Source organism: Myxococcales bacterium, assembly GCA_016716835.1.
In the GTDB taxonomy this organism is placed as follows: domain Bacteria; phylum Myxococcota_A; class Polyangia; order Haliangiales; family Haliangiaceae; genus JADJUW01.
Window position 1 is genome coordinate 29654 of sequence record JADJUW010000003.1, and the last position, 20203, is coordinate 49856.

Sequence of the window (20203 nt, forward strand, 5' to 3'; positions counted from 1 at the left end):
TTTGCCCCAGGCGCGCCATGTTCTTGATGCGACAATCAAACCTCGAGGATCTCGAGCAAATTCTCGCGGTTGCCGAATACCTCGACACCGTCAATTTGCCAGCGCAGCGCGAGCCGATTCAGGCGATTTTGGAGCTATCGGAGGCGTCGTTTGCGGCCCAGGTCCCGGTGGCGGAGCGCGAGTATCTGTTCGTGCTCGAGGACCTGGCGACGCATCGCGTGATTGGCACCAGCATGGTGCACGCGCAACATGGCACCAAACGCGCGCCGCACATTTTTTTTCGCGTCGAACCCGAAGAGCGCTACTCGTACACGCTCGATCGCTTGTTCGTGCATCAGACGCTGCGAATTGGCTACAACTATAACGGCCCCACCGAAATTGGCGGTCTGATCTTGTTGCCGGAGTATCGTGGCAATCCAAGCGCGCTCGGGCGATTTTTGTCGTACGCGCGGTTCTTATTCATTGCCATGCATCGCCCCCTATTTCGCGAGGTGGTGGTGTCCGAGCTGCTGCCGCCGCTGGAGGCCGACGGCACGAGCCTTTTGTGGGAGCACGTTGGCAAGTTGTTTACCGGCCTGACCTATCAAGAGGCCGATCGGATCTCCAAGCACAACAAAGAGTTTATTACGGCGCTGTTTCCCGATGATCCCATTCATACCGCGCTCTTGCCCGAGGCCGTGCGCGACATCATCGGGCGGGTTGGCACCGAGACCTTGGGCGTCGAAAAAATGCTCAAGCGGGTCGGCTTTCGCTATGCAAATCAGATCGATCCCTTTGACGGCGGGCCGCACTATGTTGCGTCGACCGATGAGATTTCCATCGTGCGCGATAGCCGAACCCGGCGGCTTACGATCGCCGAGGGGGAGGCGAGCAGTTGGGGCATCGCGGCGCATCAGGCAAGCCCGTTTCGCGCCATTTGTGGGCCCATGGGCGTCGATGGCGAGGCGCTGGTGCTTTCCGCGGCGCAGGCAACAACCCTTGGCGTGGGCGCTGGCCAGCAGGTGTGGACAGTGTTTGCGGGCTAACGTATGAACGACCGCATGCAGCGCCTTGGTGGATTTCACATGCGTGGCGAGGTTGCGAACGCCACGGCGTGCGCCTTGGCGATGCTCGTGCTGGGCGGCGCCGTCGGCCAGGCCGGCGCAAACGAGCGAGGGGAGGTGGCGCCCTTTGTGCCGGCGCCTTGGCAGTTTGACCCTGAGCATGCGCGCGTCGTCGGCGTGCACGTGCTCAGCGAGCGCCATTTTGCGGGGCTCTCGCTCGACCTAAAATCGTCGTCCGTTCAGTCGTATGTGCGAACGGAGCCGAAGTTGGCGCTGGTAGTTGGGGTGCTGCACTCGGCGCAAACCCCGGAGGCAGGCGGCATCGCCGCGGGCGAGGCGGTGCGCGCGAGCTTTGATTGGCTGGGCGCTGGCCTTACGGCGAGCCGCAATGCCGGGGACGTAGTGACCGTTGCGGACGATCGGCAAACCCAAGATGATAAGCGCGCTTGGCGCCTCGATCTGTCATGGCGCAATGCCGCCACCGGCGTCACCTCGACGGTAGCCGCGGTGGCGGTGCAAAGCGCGGGCGGTATCGCGCTGACGTATGCAGAGTGTTTTCATGCGCTCGACGCCAACGAAGCCGGCGCCGCCGAGGCGCAACGCGCGTGCGATGATGCCCTAGCGCGCGTCGGCAGCGACGTGCCGACCAACGAGCGCATGGCCTTTGTCGTGCCCCCGCGATCGCCAGCGACCACGGGGGCAGGGGATCAAACTGTGGGAGGGGCCACGGCCGCCGACGCCGCGACGGCGCTGGCCATCGCGCCGCGAAAAACCGCGCGCCTGCCGTTCTATCTCCTGGGCGGAGTGATCTTGGCGGCGGGCTTGGTGCTCGCGGTCAGGGGCGCTCGGCGCAAACAGAAAGCGTAACTCATGGCGAACATAGTCGTAATCGATGACGAGAAAAATATTTGTCGCACCATCGCCATGGTGATGGAAGGCGAGGGCCACCAGGTGCAAACCGCGCAGGATGCCGCCTCTGGGCTGGCGTGCCTCGTCGACGTTGTTCCAGATTGCGTGCTGCTCGACGTCAAGCTGGGCGCAGACAACGGCATCGAGCTAATCTCGCAGCTGCGCGAGACGGCGAAATATGACGTGCCCATCATCATGATTTCGGGCCATGCGGCGATTGATGATGCCGTGGCCGCGACCAAGCTTGGCGCCTTTTACTTTCTTGAAAAACCCCTCGATCGCAATCGGCTGTTGGTGTCGCTGCGCAACGCGCTGGAACGCGTGGCGCTCATGCGTGAGGCCGCGGCGCTGCGCAACTCGGTGGACGGGCGCTTCGCCTTGCTCGGCAAGAGCGCGGCGCTGGACCATGTGCGTCGGCAGATTGGCCGCGTCGCCGGCACCAAGACGCGCGTGCTCATCACGGGCGAAAGCGGCACCGGCAAGGAGCTGATCGCGCGCGCGATCCATCGCCAGAGCGCGGTGGCCGCGGGCCCCTTCGTCAAGGTCAACTGCGCGGCGATTCCGGCCGAGCTCATCGAGAGCGAGCTGTTTGGCCATGAACGCGGCGCCTTCACGGGGGCGGTCGCACGCAAGCGCGGCCTGTTTGAGGTGGCGCACGGCGGGACGATTTTTCTCGATGAGATCGGCGACATGGCACAATCGGCGCAGGCCAAGGTGTTGCGCGTGCTGCAGACCGGCGAGTTTACCCGCGTCGGCGGCGAGGCCTCGGTGACGACGGATGCCCGCGTCTTGGCGGCGACGCACCAAGATCTTGAGGCCATGGTAAAGCAAGGCACGTTTCGCGAAGACCTGTTTTTTCGCCTCAACGTCTTCCCGTTGCATTCACCGCGCCTCGCCGAGCGCAGCGACGACATTCCCTTGCTCGTCGAGGCCTTTATCCAAGAGGCGTGTGAGGAAAATGGCGTCGCGCTGCGCAGCATCGATGAGGCGGCGTTGGCGCTCTTGCAGGCCCACGCGTGGCCGGGCAACATTCGCGAGCTGCGCAACGTCGTTGAGCGCATGGTCATCATGGCGGACGCCGTGATCCGCGTTGAGGATGTGCCGGCGTACCTGCGGGCGGCGCCCGCCGTGGCCGCCGCGGCGCCCAACGCCGAGGCGCAGGCGTATTTGCGCCGCTACGCCGATCGCAACCTCCGCGAATTTCGCGACGAGATCGAGGCCGAGTTTATCCGCATGCGGTTGGCGGATTTTGAGTGGAATATCTCGAAGACGGCCGCGACGCTCGGCATTGAACGAACCAACCTACACAAGAAGTTGCGCGCGCTGGGGATTTCGCGCGACGAGCACGAGGGCACATGACGCCGCGCAAGGGGCGCATCCTCGCGGTCAAGTGGGGCTACAATCCGAACTCGTCGAGCCTAGGCGTCGACGTCACCTTCTTCTTGCTCGGGGCCTCGGCGCTGGCGATCTTGACGCCCGCGGTGTCGGGGCTGTTGTATCTGCGACGGCTGCGCGGCGCGGCCCCAGCCATCGACGATGCGCCACCGCCGGCAACGACTCCCGAGGCGCCGTAATGGCGTGGTGGCGGCCGCGGCCTCACCGCGCCGAGGCCTTTGGCGGCATCGTCCAGCTTGAGCGTCCCCGTGCCTTGGTGTTCGTCGATCGCGCGTTAGCGGAGCGGCACGGCATAGACGGTGGCGCACGTTGGGTCGACGAGGCCACCGATGGGGTGATTGGCGCGCAGCCACTCGCGGCGCCGCTCGAGGCCCATCTGCAGCTGACCAACCAATGCGCCGCAGGGTGCACGGGTTGCTATACGGGGGCCTCGCCGCAAGTGCGCGACGATGAGTGGGGCGCGCAAGAATGGAAGCGCGCGCTCGACGTGCTCGCCGACATGGGCGTGTTTCACGTCGCGCTGGGCGGCGGCGAGAGCGCAATCTTGCCGTGGCTCGGCGAGGTCGCGGCGCATGCGCGCAGGCGAGGCCTGGTGCCTAATCTCACCACGAGCGGCCTTGAGGGGCTGCAAAACGTGCTCGATCACGCGCCCCTGTTTGGTCAGATCAACGTCTCATTAGACGGCCTGCGCGACACGTATCGCGCGGTAAGAGGCTTTGATGGCTTTGATCGCGCGGTGGCGGCCTTGCGCGCCCTGCGCCGCCGCAAGCGCGAGGTCGGTATTAATGTCGTGGTGACGCGCAAAAATTTTGCCGAGCTACCCCAAATCTTTGCGCTCGCCAAGCGCTTGCGCCTGGCGGAGGTCGAGCTGCTGCGGTTTAAGCCGTCGGGCCGCGGCAGCGCCGCCTACGCCGAAATGGCGTGTACGCAGGCGCAGCATCGCCTTTTTTTGCCGACGATCTTGGCCGCCGCGAAACGTCACCGCATTCGGGTCAAGGTCGACTGCTCGTACGTGCCGATGCTTACGCATCATCAGCCATCGCGCGAGATGCTCGCGCAATTGTGTGTCTATGGCTGCACCGCCGGCGATTTCTTGGTGGGCGCGAAGGCGCAGGGCTGGGTGTCGGCGTGCAGCTTTGCGCCACCAGGGTTAGGGGGCGAAAAAGTCTCGCTCCACGATCTTGGGGCGGCATGGGCCGATCCGGCACAGTTTGCGCCGTTTCGCAGGTGGCGCGACTTGCCGGATCCATGCCGCACGTGCACCTATGTCGACCTCTGTCGCGGCGGCTGCAAGGTGGTCTCGGGCCACACGCTGCGCGACTGGAGCGCACCCGACCCAGAGTGTCCGCGCGTCGTTGATTGTGCGCCCGCGGCCCCTGCGCGCCGCCATTTGCCCGTGGTATGAACATCGCGATGAAGACCGTGATGATCATCAGCGACGCCACCGGCGAGACCGCCGAGCGCATGGTGCGCGCTGCCACCATGCAATTCGACGCGGCCGTGCAGGTGCGGACCTACTCGCGCGTGCGCTTGCAAGCCGAGTGCGAAGAGCTCGTGGCCAAGGCGGCCGAAACCGGCTCCCTCGTGGTGTTTACCGTGGTCAACGCCGAAGAACGCGAACTCCTCGCCAAGCTGGTTGAGAAGTATCGCGTCGAATCTGTCGATCTCATCGGCGCGCTCATCACCAAGCTGTCGACGTTTCTCGGCGCGGCGCCGGCCGGCGTGCCGGGCCTGCTCCACACCATCGGCGACGAATATTTTCGCCGCATCGAGGCGGTCGAATTCGCCGTGAAAAACGACGACGGCGCCGAGCCGCGCAACCTGCCCAAGGCCGACCTGGTGCTGGTCGGCATCTCGCGCACCTCCAAGACGCCGCTGTCGACCTATCTCGCGCAGCGTGGCCTCAAGGTGGCAAACGTGCCCTTGGTGCTCGGCATCGATCCTCCGGAAGAACTCGGGCAATGCGACGATCGCCGCGTCTTTGGCCTTATTATTAATCCCGACACGCTGTCGCGCATTCGCCAGGCGCGGCTGAAGCACCTGGGCATGCCCGAGGACGCCAGCTATGGCACCCGGCAACACATCGAGGCCGAGATTAATTTTGCCCGCGACATGTTTCGCAAACACCACAATTGGCCGGTCATCGACGTCACCAACCGCGCCATCGAAGAGACGGCCGCCGACATCATGCGCATCTATAATTCGCGCATGTCATAGGCTGCCAGCGCGACTTGGCGCTACCGGCTCGCCGCGTGGCCGGGAGCTTGCCGTTAATCGAGCGACGCGCCGCTGATGCGGATGCGCCGCTCTGGCGGCAGGCCGCTGACGTTGCCATGGAGATCGATGAGGCGCCAATAGTCGACATCGAGCTCTTGGCGCATGGCGCGATAGCCTTCGGCTAGATCGGTTTCGATGAGCTCGATATGCGGGCAGCCAGACTGGTTGCAGAAGTCGGAGCTGGTGTCATTATAGGTTGGTATAAGGTCGCCGAGGTCGGGGGGCAGCGTAGGCACGCGCATCGAGGTTTGGGTGGGCGGACCAATGAACGTCCAATTATAGTAGGTGGGCGCCTCGGCTGGCCCGGTCGACCACGACAGGAGGCCGCGAAAGGCGTCGGCGTCGGCGCCGGGAAGCTGATGGCTCCAGCTCATGGTTTGGCTCGCAAAATCGAAAACCGGCGACGACAGCATGGGCAGCGCCATGTTGGGGTAGGTGTTGTCGTAGCGATGCGCCGTGCGTTGCTCGCGGATGAATTGATCGCTCGCGCCGCTGCGATGAATATCGATGAGCACGGCCGAGCCGTCGCCGCCATATTGCGAGGGCACGCCCAGGGTAATCGCGGTCGGCGAGGCCTCGAGATCGTCAAGGGCATTGCCACGTCCGAGCTTAAAGCCCTGCTCGGTTGCCGCCCACTCGGCGGCGATGTAGCTAAGCCCAGGTGGCAGATTGGTCAGCGCCACCGGGAATTCGCTGCCAACTTGCCAAGAACTCGCGGTTAGATCGATCGTGCCACCGGCGATAAACGTGTGGCCGCTGGAGACGATGCTGAACGAGCTAAGTGGCAAATCTTGCGCCAGGGCGAACACCGAAAATTCACCTGCTTCGCAATACGCAAAAAAATCGATGGCGCCGGACGTGTCGTTGCCGAGCCACTCTTCGCCGCACTTTGAATGCAAGGTGTAGTCATTCGCGCTGCCGGGACCAGGTGGCAGCAGCACCTCCATCGAACCGGCATAGGTCCAATCGCGGCCGGCGCGGCGGCCGACGACCAAGGCATCCTCTGGCTCGATCCCGTAGATGGTCGTCATCGAGTACTGCCCCTCATTTTGCTGGACGACGGTGATCGACGCGCCGCTGGGCACGTCGTTTATGGTCGCGATGCCATCGTCGTCGGTGACGTAGGTTGCGAGGTAGCCACCGTCCGCGTCATTGAGCACAACATTGACGCCCGGCAAGGCCCCATTGCCGTTTGAGGCCAGCACGAGCACCGTAGCGGGGCCATCTGGTATTGGCGGCGGAGGTGGTTCGGGCGGTGGCTGGCTGCCTACCGGGGTACAGCCCTGCCACGCGACCGTCGCCAGCAGCAGGCATCCTAGAAAACTTTTTGCCGCACGGCGTTGCATGGCCGCAGTGTAACGCAGTTGGCGCGAATTATTGAATCCACCAGGCGCTACGGGCGCCGCGCAACGGTTTCGATTGACAGGTTGACAACATTTGACAGTGGCTCGCGCTCCACCAGCACGGCGTCGGCCCGGCCCTGTGCACGGAGCCAATAGTATTTCGGGCCGGCCTCAACGATGTCAAAGCGCTGCGGCGAGGCCTCGCCCGCCGCATACACGGTCAACAAGGCCTTGGCCGCGTCGGCAGGCGGGGCGAAGTTTGGATCGGCGGGGCCGACGGCGGTGAGATTGGCCGCGAGATTTGGCAATTGACGGATAAGCTCCTGGTCGAGCACCGCGCCGGCCGGTGCCACCACGAGCCCGCCGCCGAGCAAGAGCCGCCAGTCACCGCTGGCGCGATCAAAGCGCCAGGTGCCGCTCGAGTTAGTGAGCTCAATCGCCTGCAAGGAAATCGGCGCGAACTGCGCATACGTCTTGTGCATCCAGCCCGAAGGCGCGCTGGCGACGCTCCACGGGGTGATGCGCGTGCTTTCGTAGACCTCTGCCTTGCCGAGCAGGCGAATCGCGGCGGTCTGCCCGGTCGTCAGCCCAATGAGCAGGGTCTGTTCGCGGCCTCCCATCGCGATGGTGAGCTTGCGATCGTACTCATTGTCGGCGACGCGCAGCGAGGCGTGCCGGGTAAGATCGTTGGTCATGGGGGCGCTTGCCTCGGCGTCCGCCAGTGCCGCGATGAGGATTTCGATCTTTGCCAGATCGACGGGATGATCGTCATGCGACGTCATGACCCATTTGTCGCCGCGCCGGGCGAGCGCGACGGTGGCGCCAGGTAACGCGGTCGGGCGGCCATCTTTCATCCCTTGCATCGGTGGTCCCCAAACGGTGAGCGCGGTGATCGAGGCCTCGGAGGCGCCGGGCACTAGCCGCCGCACGTCGAGCGACGGCCCACGATGCGCGAGCGTAACGGCGAGCAACAAGATGCCTTGGGCCACACCCAGCGCGAGCAAGGTTTTATTTAGTTTGTTCATGACTCACCTGCCTTGCGCCACGCCGCGATCGGCCATGGCCGCACCGCGCGCCGCCGAAGCCACGCGATGAGCAAGGCCGCCGCCAACAGCGCGGCGGCGATCGCGTAATTGAGATACTCCCAAAACGCCGTCGCGTCATCGGCAAGGTTTAGCAGCGGGGTGTGCGTTGAGTTGGCGCGAATCTTCAGCATGTCGTTGTCGCTGACCGCCCAGTCGACGAGATTCTGCAAGAACAGCAAGTTGTTATAGCCGCTCTGATTGTCCAGCGAGGTCAGCAGCGTCACCAGCTCGTCGCTGGCAAAGGCCGATGATCCGATCACCACGACATGCGTATTGGGTGGCGACTTGGCTATCAGCTGGTCGCCGCCGCGGTCCGCCACGCCAAGGGCCTTGGCCTGCGCCGCCGCATGGCTGGTAAACGTGCCGGTGAGGCTGACGCCGAGCACGAAGGGCGGTTTTAGCGCCAGGGCCGCCGTGGCGTTCGTCGCCGTGCGCGTGCGATCCGGATGCACGTCGACGTTGGTGTCGGTCCACGCCCGCGGCGACGAATGCAGCAGCGGCGTCACCTCGATGTCCCCAAGCCGCGCCGGCAGGGGGCCGTTGGTCTTGGCGTCGACAAGCGGCGAGGCGTAATGCATCACCGACCACGCGACGTCGGAGGTTGCTGGATGCGCCTCGTTCATCGCGCGGCCATCAATGCGGACAAAATAGGGGTACGGCCGCATCTCGAGCTGGCCGCTGGCGGTCGGGGAAGGAAACTGGTCGGCCACCTCGTCGAGGACCAGATAGGGTGCGACGTCGATGCCCCAGGCGCGCAGCATGTCCTCAAGCCCCGTATTGACCCGCTCGACGCTAATGCGTTCGCCCTCGCCGCGGGCGAGCCGATAGCGCCCGGCGAGCACGATCAGCGAGCCGCCATGCATGACGTATTGATCGATGGCGCGCACCTCGGCCGGTGACAACGCCGAGGGCCCGGCGAGCACCAGGACGTCGATGAGCTGCAGCGACGTGCTGGTCGCAACCCGCAACAGGGCGACGTCGTAGTCGCTTTGCATAAGCGCGGTGCCAAACGTCTCGAAGGCCTGCGGCGGAGGCGGGGCCGCCACGCCAGGCGTTGGTAACTTGCCGTCCGGCGCCGGCGGCGGTGGCGGCGCCGAAGGGACCCAGAGCCCAACCACCTTAGAGAACCCTGGAATGGAGCGTCGAATGGCGCTGCGGATGCCGTCCTTGAGCGTATACAACGTCGGCGCCGCATCCAGCATCACGCGCGACGTCCGGCCATTGCTGGTCACCGCCAGCGTAAAGAAGGCGGGCTTGCCGGATTCGACCTGCTTAAACACCGGGGCGACGCCATGCGTGGCAAAAAATGCCTCGGCATCGACGCCTGGTGGTGGCGTGACCGCGGCAAAGGTTAGCCCATCGCCGAGCTCTTGCCTGAGCTGGCGCATGGCCAACTCTAACGTCGCCGGGAGCTGGACGAATTGCGGCGGCAATAGGTCCGGTGAATAATAGGCGGTGATGGTGGGCGGCACCGGCAAGGCCTTGACGCGCTCGCCAAGATTCTGCCCCGTCGCCGCCAGCTTTTTGATCGCGCCGGTGACCGTGTATTCCACCGACTTAAGGCGGTAGGTAAGCTTGTTCTCGATGATTTTTTCCTCGAGAAAGCTCGTCGCGTCGAGCACCAGGCTGTGCGTGCCGAGCTTGAGCACCACGAAGAAATACGCGCTCACCACCGCGTCCTTATTCTTCGACAGCTCGCGAAATGGCCGCGACTCGAGGCCAAACTCTGCCTTGGCGCGATCGGCCAAGGCCTTGGAGCGCGTCGGGTCGAGCCGCTCGATGGTGATGTTGTCGCCGCTTGCGATCTGAAATTCGGCCAGCGTATCGTTGATGCGCGGGACAAAGGTCTTGAGCTCAGAGGGCAGGTTATCCGAAAAATACGCGCGGATGAGCAAGGGCTCGCGCAAGCCGCGCACGATATGTTTGGTGGTGGGCGAGAGGCTATAGTCGCCGCGTGCGGTTAGGTCGGCGCGCGCCGCGGTGATCGGCGCCATCCACGCGTTGAGGAGCAGGGCGTTGCAGAGGGCGAGGGCGACCGCCAGGCGTGCCTGCCACCGAATGCGCCGATCGCCTTCGCCCGTGCCAAAGCTGCGGCGCACCAACATATAGACGTTGAGCGCGAGAAAGGCCGCCGTGAGGCTGAGGTAGTAGACAAGGTCGCGCGCATCGAGAACCCCACGCGAGATGCTCTCGAAGCGGCTGCCCGTCGCCACGCTGCGTAGCCACGCGGCGGCGTCGAGCCCGACCAGTTGGGTCACCGGCTCGGTGCCCGGCACGTACAAGAGCAGGCAGACCAAGACGGTGCCGATCAGCGCGACCAGCTGATTGTCGGTGGTTGCGGAGATGCACATGCCGATGGCGAGGTAGGCCGCCGCGAGCAGCAATGCGGCGGTGTAGCCTCCCATCACGGGTCCCCAGTCAAGGTCGCCGAGCATGGCGACGGTCAGGGGCACCCCAAGCGTCATCGCCAGCGCGAGCGCAATCAGCGCCAGGCCCGCGATGAATTTCCCGAGCACCAGGCGGTGGCGTGGCACCGGCAACGTCAGCAAGATTTCGATGGTGCCCGTGCGTTGCTCTTCCGCCCACAGGCGCATCGACAACGCGCCCACCAGCATGATCATGGCGAGCGGTAGCACCTCAAACAGCGGGCGGACATCGGCGACGCCGCGCGCGAAAAATTTGTGTTGCCAAAAGAATCCAAGCAGCGCCAAGGCGAGAAAACCGCCCAAGAACAACACCGCCACCGGTGAGGCAAAAAAGCCACGTAGCTCTTTTTTTGCGATCGCAACGATTTGGCTCATGGTCGTGCCCCCCGGGCTGCGCTTGGCGCCGCGGCCCCTGCTAGCTCGGCAAACACGTGCTCAAGCGTCTTGTCGTCGGCGCGCAGCTCGCGCACCGCGAGCCCCGGCACGGCCACCGCGGCGAAGATCGCGGCGGCCAGGTCGTGGTCGCCTGCGGCCACGACGCGCCAGCGTTGGTAGCCCGCGGCGGCGGCGCCGACGGCCTGCACGCCGGTGACGCCCTTGATGGCGCGCAAGGTCGCTTCGGCGCGTGGATCGCTCGCCAACTCGACGATGACCGCGTTTTGCGCCGTAAGCTCCGCCAACGCGCGGTCGGCGCACAGCTGTCCGCGCTCGATAATAATGACGCGCCGACAATTGGCCTGCACCTCACCCAAGATGTGAGTGGAAAGTAGCACGGTCGCGGTGGCCGCGAGCCCAGCGATGAGCGCGCGGATCTCGAGCACCTGAGTCGGGTCTAGCCCTGCCGTCGGTTCGTCCAAGATGAGCACGGAGGGCTTGTGCACGATTGCCTGCGCGATGCCGACGCGTTGACGAAACCCCTTGGAGAGCTTGCCAATCGGCTGCAGCAGGCGTTCTTCTAAACCGGTGGCGACGATCGCGTCGGCGAGGCCGCGGTGGCGCGCGTCGCCGGTTAGGCCGCGTAACTCGGCGATCATGCCGAGATATGCCTGCACCGTCATGTCGTGGTAAGACGGCGCGTTTTCCGGCGAGTAGCCGATATGGCGTTGCGCGGCGACTGGGTCGGCGACGACGTCGACGCCATGCACCGCGATGCGACCGCTATCGGGCCGCAGGTAGCCGGTCAGCATTTTCATCAGCGTTGTCTTGCCGGCCCCGTTGCGCCCGAGCAGGCCAATCACCTCGCCGCGCTGGACGGTAAACGAGACCTCGCTTACCGCCGTGGTCGCGCCGTAGCGCTTACAGGCCTGCGAAACTTCTATGGCATTCATGTCAGCGTAAGTATGGAACAAAAAGACCCAGCCGGGGTATTCCCAGGCTGGGTAAGTCGCGGCCGCCGCCGCGGGCGCTTAGGCGCTACGGGTTAGAAGATCTGGTTCCACGCGCCCATCGTGAGGCCGTCGCCGCCGAGATAACCGCTACCGTTGCCGCCGGTGCCCCCACCTGACTGGCCCGCCGCGTCGCCGATGCGATTAATATCCCCGGAAACGGTGGCAAAATACACCGCGTTGCCCGAGCCGTAGATCGAGCCGTAGACGGCGCCCTCCCGCCTTGTGCTTTCGTTGACCGCAAAAGGGTTGTCGCTACCCTGGTCGAGTCTCATGGCGATGAGCTTGTTATAGCCCGGGTTATCACAGCCGACATGCGCCACCGAGACCGAGAAGATCGCTTGGAAGTCGCTGACGATGACGCCGCCGAAGGAGCGGTACATTAAGTTGTCTGGGCCGAGCAACGACATCTTGGTATGCACCATCGAGTCCGTCTCGCCCGCCGCCGGCACAAATGGCGACGCCAGCGAGGCCGCCGTCGGCACGGCGCCGTTGCCCGTTATGGCCGCCATCCCCATGTTGCGCGTCGAGTCGACGGCGTAGATGTAGTTCGGCAAGCCGGTGGCAAAATCGGCCTCCTTACCGGCGGAGTTAAAGCCACCGGTGCCAAAAAACACAAACGTTTTCGCGTCATCGAGAATGGTTTTGACCGCGATGGTGCCCGAAATCGGCACGCGATGGCCAAATTCACGCGCGGTTGAAAACCATGCGCCCCACTCGGCCGGATCGACCGCGCCGTTGCAGTTGGACATGCGCACGCCCGCGACCCGTCCGATGTCGGCGTGGTGCCCCGGATAGTTCAGCCACGTAAACCACGGATTTGCGCGCGCGTATTCTGTGTCAATGTCGAGTTCGACGGCGGGGTTAATAATGTAGCCGTAGCCGCATGAGTCGAACAACGCCATGCGATTGACGTAGCCCTTCCACGCCCCCGGGGAATGAACGGCTTGGTAGGCTAGGCCGCCGCCGCTGCCGCCGCCGGATGGGCCGCCGCCAAAGCCACCGCCGCCGCTACCACCACTACCGCCGCCGCCGCCGCCTAGACCACCATAGTTATCGCCCATCCCGAGGGCGATTTGGTCCTCGAAGGCTTGGTTAAATAGCACAGGGTCTGACGAGACCGGGCAAAGCGTCAGCCATCGCCACATGGTCTTGCCGTCGCTGGCGCGACGCGCCGTGACGCCACGCCCCTCGTTCTTTTCCCACCATTGATCGAGTTCGCTGGCCATCGCAGTCTCGCCAGCCGGCACGGCCGTGCCGCCACCGTCCACGGTCTTGGGATGCCCCGTCGGCGGTGAGCCGCCCTGCAACACTTGTGGCGAGTTCGAACCCGCGAGGATGACGATCGTTTGTTCGTTGTCGCCAGGGCCGAAGTAAACTGGGGTGTTGCCGTCGGTGGGAACGGGGTCGGTTGCGACTGTGCCGCCACCACCGCCACCACCCACGGTTCTCTCCGTACAAACAAACGGATCGTTGATCACGTTCGGGTCGAGGGTCACCGCCGTTCCAAAGCCGCCACCCGAATAGACGTAGGACTTTTTCGCATGGATCGATACCCGCGCGATAACGGCCTTGTGGTTGGCCCAGCCAAAAAACTCAAGCCACTCAACCGGCAGGCCAGGGAAGTACGACGCCTTCACCGACAAGTCGATGGTTGGGTCAAATTGCCACTTGGGCAACGGGCCGTTGACTTTGTCACCTGGCTGCCAATCATTGGCGACCGAGTCATAGCCGGTCGAGCCTGGTTTGCCGGCGTATTCCGAGTGGCTTAGTTCGAGATAGGTATACGTCGTGCCGCCCGAGCCGCCGCCGATAATGGCCACGGTTTTAAAGAGTGAATCGGCGGTTGGGTCGAGCACGTCGGCCAACGTCACCGAACCGGAGACGAAGTTGCTAATCGCTAGCTCGCCCACACCTTGCGAGGCCGCGCACACCTGCGGATCTGTGCTCGACGATGCGACGCAGTCGCCATAGGCACCACTGAGCACGGAAGAAGGCATATAGCCCCAAAGCTCAAAGCCGTTATTGCTGCCGTTAAAGGGCGCCTTAACATAATAGGAGCTGAGAAAGCCGTTAAGGCTGCCAACCAACACCTGTGAGACGCGCTGCGCCTTCGCCTCTTTAAAGGCCTCGAACTTGATCTTGGTGTCCAGTGGCACCTGTGAGCCGCCCTCGGTGTACCACAGTGGCAACGCGGGAGGCTGCATCATCGCCGGCGTGGCTTCGGTGATGGCGCCGAGCATGGAGCGCTCGCCTGCGACGCCGAAGCGCTTGGATTTCATCCACGTTACCATCGTGGTTGCCTGGGCCTGATCCGCCAGCAGGAGGTCCGCATACATCGGGCCAATGGTCGCTGCATCAAAGTCGAGCTTGGTGAGCACCGCGGCGTTGACGCCTGCGGGGTTGCCTGCGGAATCAAGGCCGCCCTGGGCCGTGGCGGTGAAGAGATCGCGCGGCTGCGCGCGCGCCGCCAGCTTTGCAGAAGCCTCAAATAATTCGGCATCGGGATCGTTGGTGCTAAAGCCGGCATTGACGGCGTAGAGCTTGCCGCGCAAGCCGGGGTTGGTATACGAACCTTGAAAGATCACGCCATTGGATTCGATGGTGCCGCCCTTGGCGATTTCTTGTGCAGCCTCGAACGTGAAGTCCATGGTTAGGCCGGTGAGCTTGGGCGTTTTGGTGTAGTTGTCGTACGAGCAAAAACGCGCCGCCCACCGCAAGTCGTGGCCCGAGAGGTCGTCAAAGTCGGCACAAAACGATCCGACCGCACAGCCGTTGCCGGCGGGGAAGGGACCCGTGCCGCGGATGGTTTGCACCCAGGTGCCAGCGCCAATTGGGTTTTGCGGATTGACTGGATCGACGGGGGTATTTGTCACCCACAGCTGAAATTTCGCGTCGGTGTCGATCCCTACCGAGGCAGAGTCAGCGTCGAGCTCGACGCGCCGGGCGGCATACTCGCCATTGCCAAGGCCAGATAGGTCGACGATTTCTGACACGGTCCAGCCGCATTCGGGATACGTGGTGCCACGGACGCGATTGGGAATGAGCGACGTCGAACCGCTGTTGTTACCGTCATACGAGAGAATGTCCGGCGTATGGTTAACGCTATCGTAGTCAAGAACGAGCATGACGTCGAAGTCCTTATTTGTGCCGGTCGAGCGGCCCACCGCCGACAACGACAGCGCGCTCGCCAAGCTCGTCGTCCCGGGTGAGGAATTGGTGTTCGCGAACATGAAGACATGGCCGCCGTCGGCGCGCTGGGCAGCCACGGGAGTGCCTAGACCATAGGCCCGCGGGACGCCAACCGCGCCGTCGGTTGCAATAATGATGTCCAGATCGCCGTCGAGGTCCGTGTCAGCCATCGCGGCGCCCGTGACGGCGCCCTTGAAGAGGGAGTAGCCTTGCCGCGGAGGCGAGGTGTTGGTATCGCCAAAGTTGGTGCAGGCGCTACTTGTGTATGACGAGTTGAGTGTACAGGTTGTAGGCGCGGCGGCGTAGTTGGTCTCGACCGCGACGTCTGCGGGTTGGACTGAGTCATAGACAAATACATTAGGGTAGGCATCCTGGCCGGAAAACGATTTAAGCCCCTTGGTGGCAGGCGAGCCGACGACCAGATCTTGCTTGTTGTCGTTGTTGATGTCGCCAATGGCAAACACCGGCACGCGTGCACGCAGGTTGTCGCCGGTCGGGCCCTGGGAAAATACGTCCGAGGTGGCGAACACATTCTCGGAGGTGACGCCGCCAACGACAAAGGAAAGATACGAGTTAAACACGAACTGCGGCTGAGGCAGCTGCACATTGTTGAGCAGCTTGGCAATCTTGCCGGTGGCGCCGGACGCGTTGCCGAGTGGGTTGACGCCGACGAGCACGTCGGCAAAGGTGTCTTCGTTGTTAAAGTTACCCGTTGCGGTGGTCTTGGTGCCCCAGCCAATATGATTTAGCTTGGTCGTATCAAAGCCCGACGCCAAGGCGTCGTAGGCGGGTTCAAAGCGCGATTGCCCGGCGTAGGCGCTACCCGCGGGGCAAAGTCGCCAGTTGGTGTCGGCCTCGCTGTGGCCGCATGCGGCGCCGCGATTAAGCCAAATCTTGGCGTAGACGAACGTACCGGCTTGGCCGCCCGTGGGGTATTTGTAGTCGCGCGAGCCGATCACGGCAACGTCGGGCCACGTGTCGCCGTTAAAGTCGCCTGTAAAAAGGCTGCGCACCAGATCGCCGCCGCTGTCGGGTTCAACCGTGCTGCCAGGGTACGGCAGGGCAAACCCCGTGGCTTGGCTGTCGCTGTTGGCGCTGCCGTGGTTGAAGTCGGGTACGAGATATTGCTTGGGATCCTCGGAATTCTTGACGGTCTGCCAATCGCCCTCAAAATTGCAGTCTACATTTTGCGTCGTGAACTCGTTCCACGGCGTTCCCACCGCCTCGGTGACGATGGCATACGTGGCACCGGGTTGGCCGCACGTGCCGCCCGTGAGCTTGTTGCGCTTGGTGGTCTTCTTGGTGGTGTTCATGAACAGATACACCGACGACGCCGAATGGTTCTTGAAGCTAGACGGCGCCGGCGTGGTGCAGTCGGTGGAGGCTGAGGTTTGACACCGTTTCTTAAGCGGCGCGCCGACGTAGTCGTCGAAGCCGTCTCTGTTGAAGTCGGCCGCGGCACCGAATGACATCGCGCTGAGATACGAAAAATTTGCCAACGAGAACTGACCGCCAACGTAATTGAGACGCAGCGCGGAGGCGCCGGCGTCGAACGTCATCGCATTACTCTTTTGCGTCAACAGGTCGAGCGTGTTGCCTGAGCCGCCTTGCCCGTAATCAAACGCCTCGTTGTCGACGCACTGCTCTGAGTACGCGAGCTCCGGTGGTAGCGAGATCGCAAACGCGACGACGCAAACCACCGCCAACAACCAACCGAGTGGCGCGGGCTTGCGATTCGTCGTTTGTTGCAGATGGGTCGCGGACGTCTTGATACGCTTCATATGTTTTCCCCCGTCACGTTGTTGAATTGGCTAACGCAGTCACCAACGCAAAATGTGACATCACCTAGGATACTGCGACTGAATCGCGTTTTCTAAGCAAATACCGGATCTTTGCGCAAGAAATGGAAGACATATAAGTGCCGACATCCCGATGCACCTACGCCGCATCCGCTTGTCATACATGTGGTTTTGCGGCAAGTGCGCGCGCCGCTAACAAGTGCGTCGAGCGTAGTGGCGACGCCTAGTCGGTGAGGCCGATGGCCATGTAGATTTCGTAGCCGCCGCGCTCAAGGCCCCACCCGACGTCGACGCCAAGCAAGGGGATGACGATTTGCTTCATGTAGAGGCGGATGCCAGCGCCGACCGAGTTTTTCCACGGCGCCAGGCCGGTGATGCCGGCGCCTGGCAGGTAGTGGCGCGTGTCGGTGTTGTGCTCGTCGTTAAGAAACGCCGTGTACGCTGAATCCCAAAAGCCCAGGCCGCGAAAGGACACGCCGGCGACGGTGAACATGGGCACTGAGTACTCGAGATTAGAGGCGACGCGGAAATCGCCGCGAAACTGGCTGTTCTTGTAGCCGCGCATGGTGGTGCCGCCCGACTGAAACTCTTGCTGAAACGGAATGTCGTGGCCGTACATGCCCTTGGTCTTGATGACGAGGTTTTGCTTTTGCTGCTTGCCAAAGCGTAGATAGCGCTCGGCGGTGAACGTGCCGTACCAGTATTTGAAATCTGAGCCGAGCTGGTCTACCGATTGCTCGTAGTTAAAGCCGACGCGGTACCCGGAGGCAATGCCGAAGTAGTCGGCGCGCTTGTCGAGCGTCAGCGAAAATTCGGTCGAGACATCGTAGCCTTCGCGGCCAGGCGCGGGCACCTCGGTGTCGGTGGCGTCGCCGGTGACATCTTCGATGGTCGCGCCGTCAGCTAGGCCGACATTTTTGTACGAGACGCGCGCGCCGCGCAGGCGGACGTCCATGCCGAGCGCACGCCACAGCTCGACGCCGACCTTAACGCCAGCGTTTAGATACTGCAGCCGCGACTCGCGCACCGCCTTGGGATCGTCGAGAAACTTTTTAGGCGAGGCATACTCAAAAATTCGCCCCGAGCGCAGATAGACATCGGTTTGCCAGCGAAACGCGCTGCCGGCGATGGACGGGTCGACGTAGGCGCCGATGAAAAACGTATCGCCGGTTGCGATCTGGCCATACATCAGCAGCTTCTTGTTTTCGCCAAACAGGTTGTTTTCGCCAAAGCCGACGCCGCCACCTTTGTTGGTCGGTTGCCAATAGAACGTCGGCGCCGCGACCCATGAAAATTTGTCTTTGGCGGAGATGTAGAGCTTGATGCCGCCGGTTGGCAGCGGGTCCCAAAAAAAGCTTACCTTCTTAAACAGCCCGCTGGAGATAAGATCTTGCTTGATGCGCTCACCGAGCGCCGGCGTCCAGGTATCGCCCACCTCGACGTTGGCGATAAGCAGCACCGTTTCGTCGGTGGTCTTGCTGTTGTCCTCAACGACGATTTGCTTGATGACCTCACCGTCGGCATGGGCGCGCCCGGCGCCGATCCCAAGCGCGAGGGCGAGCGCGATAAGCATGCAAAAGCTGGCCAGTTTACGCGGCATAAACTTAGTATCTGGTGGCTTGCCGGCGCATACAAGGGATGCCGACCCGTGGTATGACCCAAATCATGAATGCGGCCGTCACAACTACATGTCGCACTATCGAAAGTGCCCTCCAAGGAAACCCTGCCTTCGAGCAGGTCGACGAAAATCTCTACATCATTAAGCAGGGCTCGGCCTATGTGATGGTGTCGGTGGTGGCGTGGGGTCACGACAAGGCAATGGTGCGCTGCGCCTCGCAACTGGTCACCGGCATCCAGGTGCCGGGCGAACTTGCGCTGCAACTCCTCGAACTCAACTCGCATTTGCGCTTCGGCGCCTTCGGCTGGGACCCCTCTATCGAAAGCGTTGTCTTCTCGCACACGCTGCTTGGCGGCAAGACGCTCGACAAGGAAGAAGTTTTGGCGACGCTGCGCGACGTCGCGCTGATGGCGGATGAGTACGACGACAAGATCGTCGCCAAGTTCGGCGGCCAACGCATGCGCGATCTAATCAAAGAAGCCGCCGTCGGCAAGATGAAGCGCGCGCACACCAACAGCGAAGCGTACTAAGCAGGCAAAGGACACGTCGATGGCCAACAACAATCAGCAAGGGTTTGGCACCAAGGCAATTCACGCCGGCCAGTCACCCGATCCGACCACGGGCGCCGTGATGACGCCCATCTATCTCACCTCGACGTATGCGCAAACTGCGCCCGGCGAGCACAAGGGCTTTGAATACTCGCGTTCGCACAATCCAACGCGCTATGCGCTCGAAGACAATATTGCGGCGCTCGAAGGCGGCAAACATGGGTTGGCGTTTGCCTCCGGTCTCGCGGCCACCACGGCGATCGTGCAATTGCTCGACACCGGCGCGCATGTGATTGCCACCGACGACCTCTACGGCGGCACGTTTCGCGTCTTTGACAAGGTGTTTCGCCGCCACGGCTTTGAGTTCAGCTATGTCGATCCGGTCATTGGCGCCGCAGCGGTCGAGGCCGCGGTGAGGCCAAACACCAAGATGGTGTGGCTGGAAACGCCGACTAACCCGATGCTCAAGCTGATCGACATCGCGGCAGTGGCCGAGGTGTGTCGCAAGCACAAGCTCTTGCTGGTGGTCGATAACACGTTCATGACGCCATACAATCAGCTGCCGCTGGCGCTTGGCGCTGACATCGTTTGTCACTCCACGACCAAGTATCTCAACGGTCACTCAGATGTGGTCGGCGGCGCGGTGGTCACGGCCAATAGCGAGCTTAACGACCGGCTGAAGTTTTTGCAGAATGCCTGCGGCGGCGTCGCCGGGCCCATGGACGCGTGGCTGGTGCTGCGCGGCACCAAGACGCTGCACGTGCGCATGGCGCGCCACGAAGAAAATGCGCGCTACCTGGCGCCGTGGCTTGAGGCGCACCCACAGGTGCAAAAGGTCATCTACCCTGGGCTTGAGAGCCATCCACAGCACGCGCTGGCGATGCGGCAACAAAAAGGCTTTGGCGGCATGATCAGCTTTGTGCTCAGCGGCGGCCTCAAAGAGGCGCGCGCCTTTTTATCGGCGTGCAAGCTGTTCACGCTGGCCGAGTCACTCGGCGGCGTTGAGTCGCTGATTGAGCACCCAGCGATCATGACCCACGCCAGCATTCCGCCCGAGCGCCGCGCCGCGCTCGGCATCGCCGATGGCTTCATTCGCCTCAGCGTCGGCATCGAAGACGTCGCAGATTTACAAGCCGACCTCGAAATCGCGTTTGCCGCCGCCCGCGGCGCGTGACCGCTGGGT

At 63.0% G+C, this 20203-nt stretch carries 14 protein-coding genes; 8 read left to right on the forward strand and 6 right to left on the reverse strand.

Features of this window, described 5'->3' with window-relative positions; all coding sequences use genetic code 11:
* The first annotated feature begins 17 nt into the window (after positions 1–17).
* Genes IPL79_18855 through IPL79_18880 form a run of 6 tightly spaced genes read left to right on the forward strand, consistent with a single transcriptional unit; the run spans position 18 to position 5564 of the window.
* Entirely contained in the window at positions 18–1025 is a 1008-nt protein-coding gene (locus IPL79_18855) for an arginine N-succinyltransferase (GenBank protein ID MBK9073033.1), read from the forward strand.
* 15 nt (positions 1026–1040) lie between these two features.
* Complete coding sequence (locus IPL79_18860; GenBank protein ID MBK9073034.1) at positions 1041–1910, forward strand: hypothetical protein; 870 nt, start codon at positions 1041–1043, stop codon at positions 1908–1910.
* A 3-nt stretch (positions 1911–1913) separates the two neighbouring features.
* Positions 1914–3311, forward strand: a complete 1398-nt coding sequence (locus IPL79_18865) for a sigma-54-dependent Fis family transcriptional regulator (GenBank protein ID MBK9073035.1) — start codon at positions 1914–1916, stop codon at positions 3309–3311.
* Positions 3308–3526, forward strand: coding sequence for a hypothetical protein (locus tag IPL79_18870; protein ID MBK9073036.1), 219 nt, complete (start codon positions 3308–3310; stop codon positions 3524–3526). The genes IPL79_18865 and IPL79_18870 overlap by 4 nt, the downstream gene beginning before the upstream one ends.
* Positions 3526–4752, forward strand: coding sequence for a radical SAM protein (locus IPL79_18875; protein ID MBK9073037.1), 1227 nt, complete (start codon positions 3526–3528; stop codon positions 4750–4752). The genes IPL79_18870 and IPL79_18875 overlap by 1 nt, the downstream gene beginning before the upstream one ends.
* A gap of 20 nt (positions 4753–4772) precedes the next feature.
* Positions 4773–5564 carry a kinase/pyrophosphorylase gene (locus IPL79_18880; GenBank protein ID MBK9073038.1) on the forward strand — a complete coding sequence of 264 codons (792 nt, stop codon included), beginning with the start codon at positions 4773–4775 and terminating at the stop codon, positions 5562–5564.
* 53 nt (positions 5565–5617) lie between these two features.
* Here IPL79_18880 and IPL79_18885 read toward each other — a convergent pair whose 3' ends face one another.
* The 6 genes from IPL79_18885 to IPL79_18910 all read right to left on the reverse strand — a co-directional run bounded on the left by IPL79_18885 (position 5618) and on the right by IPL79_18910 (position 18454).
* The gene (locus IPL79_18885) at positions 5618–6970 is read right to left on the reverse strand and encodes a carboxypeptidase regulatory-like domain-containing protein (GenBank protein MBK9073039.1); all 1353 of its coding nucleotides are present in this window, start codon (positions 6968–6970) and stop codon (positions 5618–5620) included.
* A gap of 47 nt (positions 6971–7017) precedes the next feature.
* A complete protein-coding gene (locus IPL79_18890) occupies positions 7018–7992 on the reverse strand; it encodes a DUF4340 domain-containing protein (protein MBK9073040.1) in 975 nt (324 codons plus the stop codon).
* Complete coding sequence (locus IPL79_18895) at positions 7989–10853, reverse strand: Gldg family protein (protein ID MBK9073041.1); 2865 nt, start codon at positions 10851–10853, stop codon at positions 7989–7991. The genes IPL79_18890 and IPL79_18895 overlap by 4 nt, the downstream gene beginning before the upstream one ends.
* On the reverse strand, positions 10850–11806 hold the full coding sequence (locus IPL79_18900; GenBank protein MBK9073042.1) for an ATP-binding cassette domain-containing protein: 957 nt from the start codon (positions 11804–11806) through the stop codon (positions 10850–10852). The genes IPL79_18895 and IPL79_18900 overlap by 4 nt, the downstream gene beginning before the upstream one ends.
* 92 nt (positions 11807–11898) lie before the next feature.
* Positions 11899–16836, reverse strand: a complete 4938-nt coding sequence (locus tag IPL79_18905) for a hypothetical protein (GenBank protein ID MBK9073043.1) — start codon at positions 16834–16836, stop codon at positions 11899–11901.
* 241 nt (positions 16837–17077) lie between these two features.
* Entirely contained in the window at positions 17078–18454 is a 1377-nt protein-coding gene (locus tag IPL79_18910; protein ID MBK9073044.1) for a BamA/TamA family outer membrane protein, read from the reverse strand.
* 65 nt (positions 18455–18519) lie between these two features.
* Between IPL79_18910 and IPL79_18915 the strand changes: the two genes are divergently transcribed.
* Both IPL79_18915 and IPL79_18920 read left to right on the forward strand, forming a co-directional pair.
* On the forward strand, positions 18520–19002 hold the full coding sequence (locus IPL79_18915) for a hypothetical protein (GenBank protein ID MBK9073045.1): 483 nt from the start codon (positions 18520–18522) through the stop codon (positions 19000–19002).
* A 19-nt stretch (positions 19003–19021) separates the two neighbouring features.
* Complete coding sequence (locus IPL79_18920) at positions 19022–20194, forward strand: cystathionine gamma-synthase (GenBank protein ID MBK9073046.1); 1173 nt, start codon at positions 19022–19024, stop codon at positions 20192–20194.
* The last annotated feature ends 9 nt before the right edge of the window (positions 20195–20203 follow it).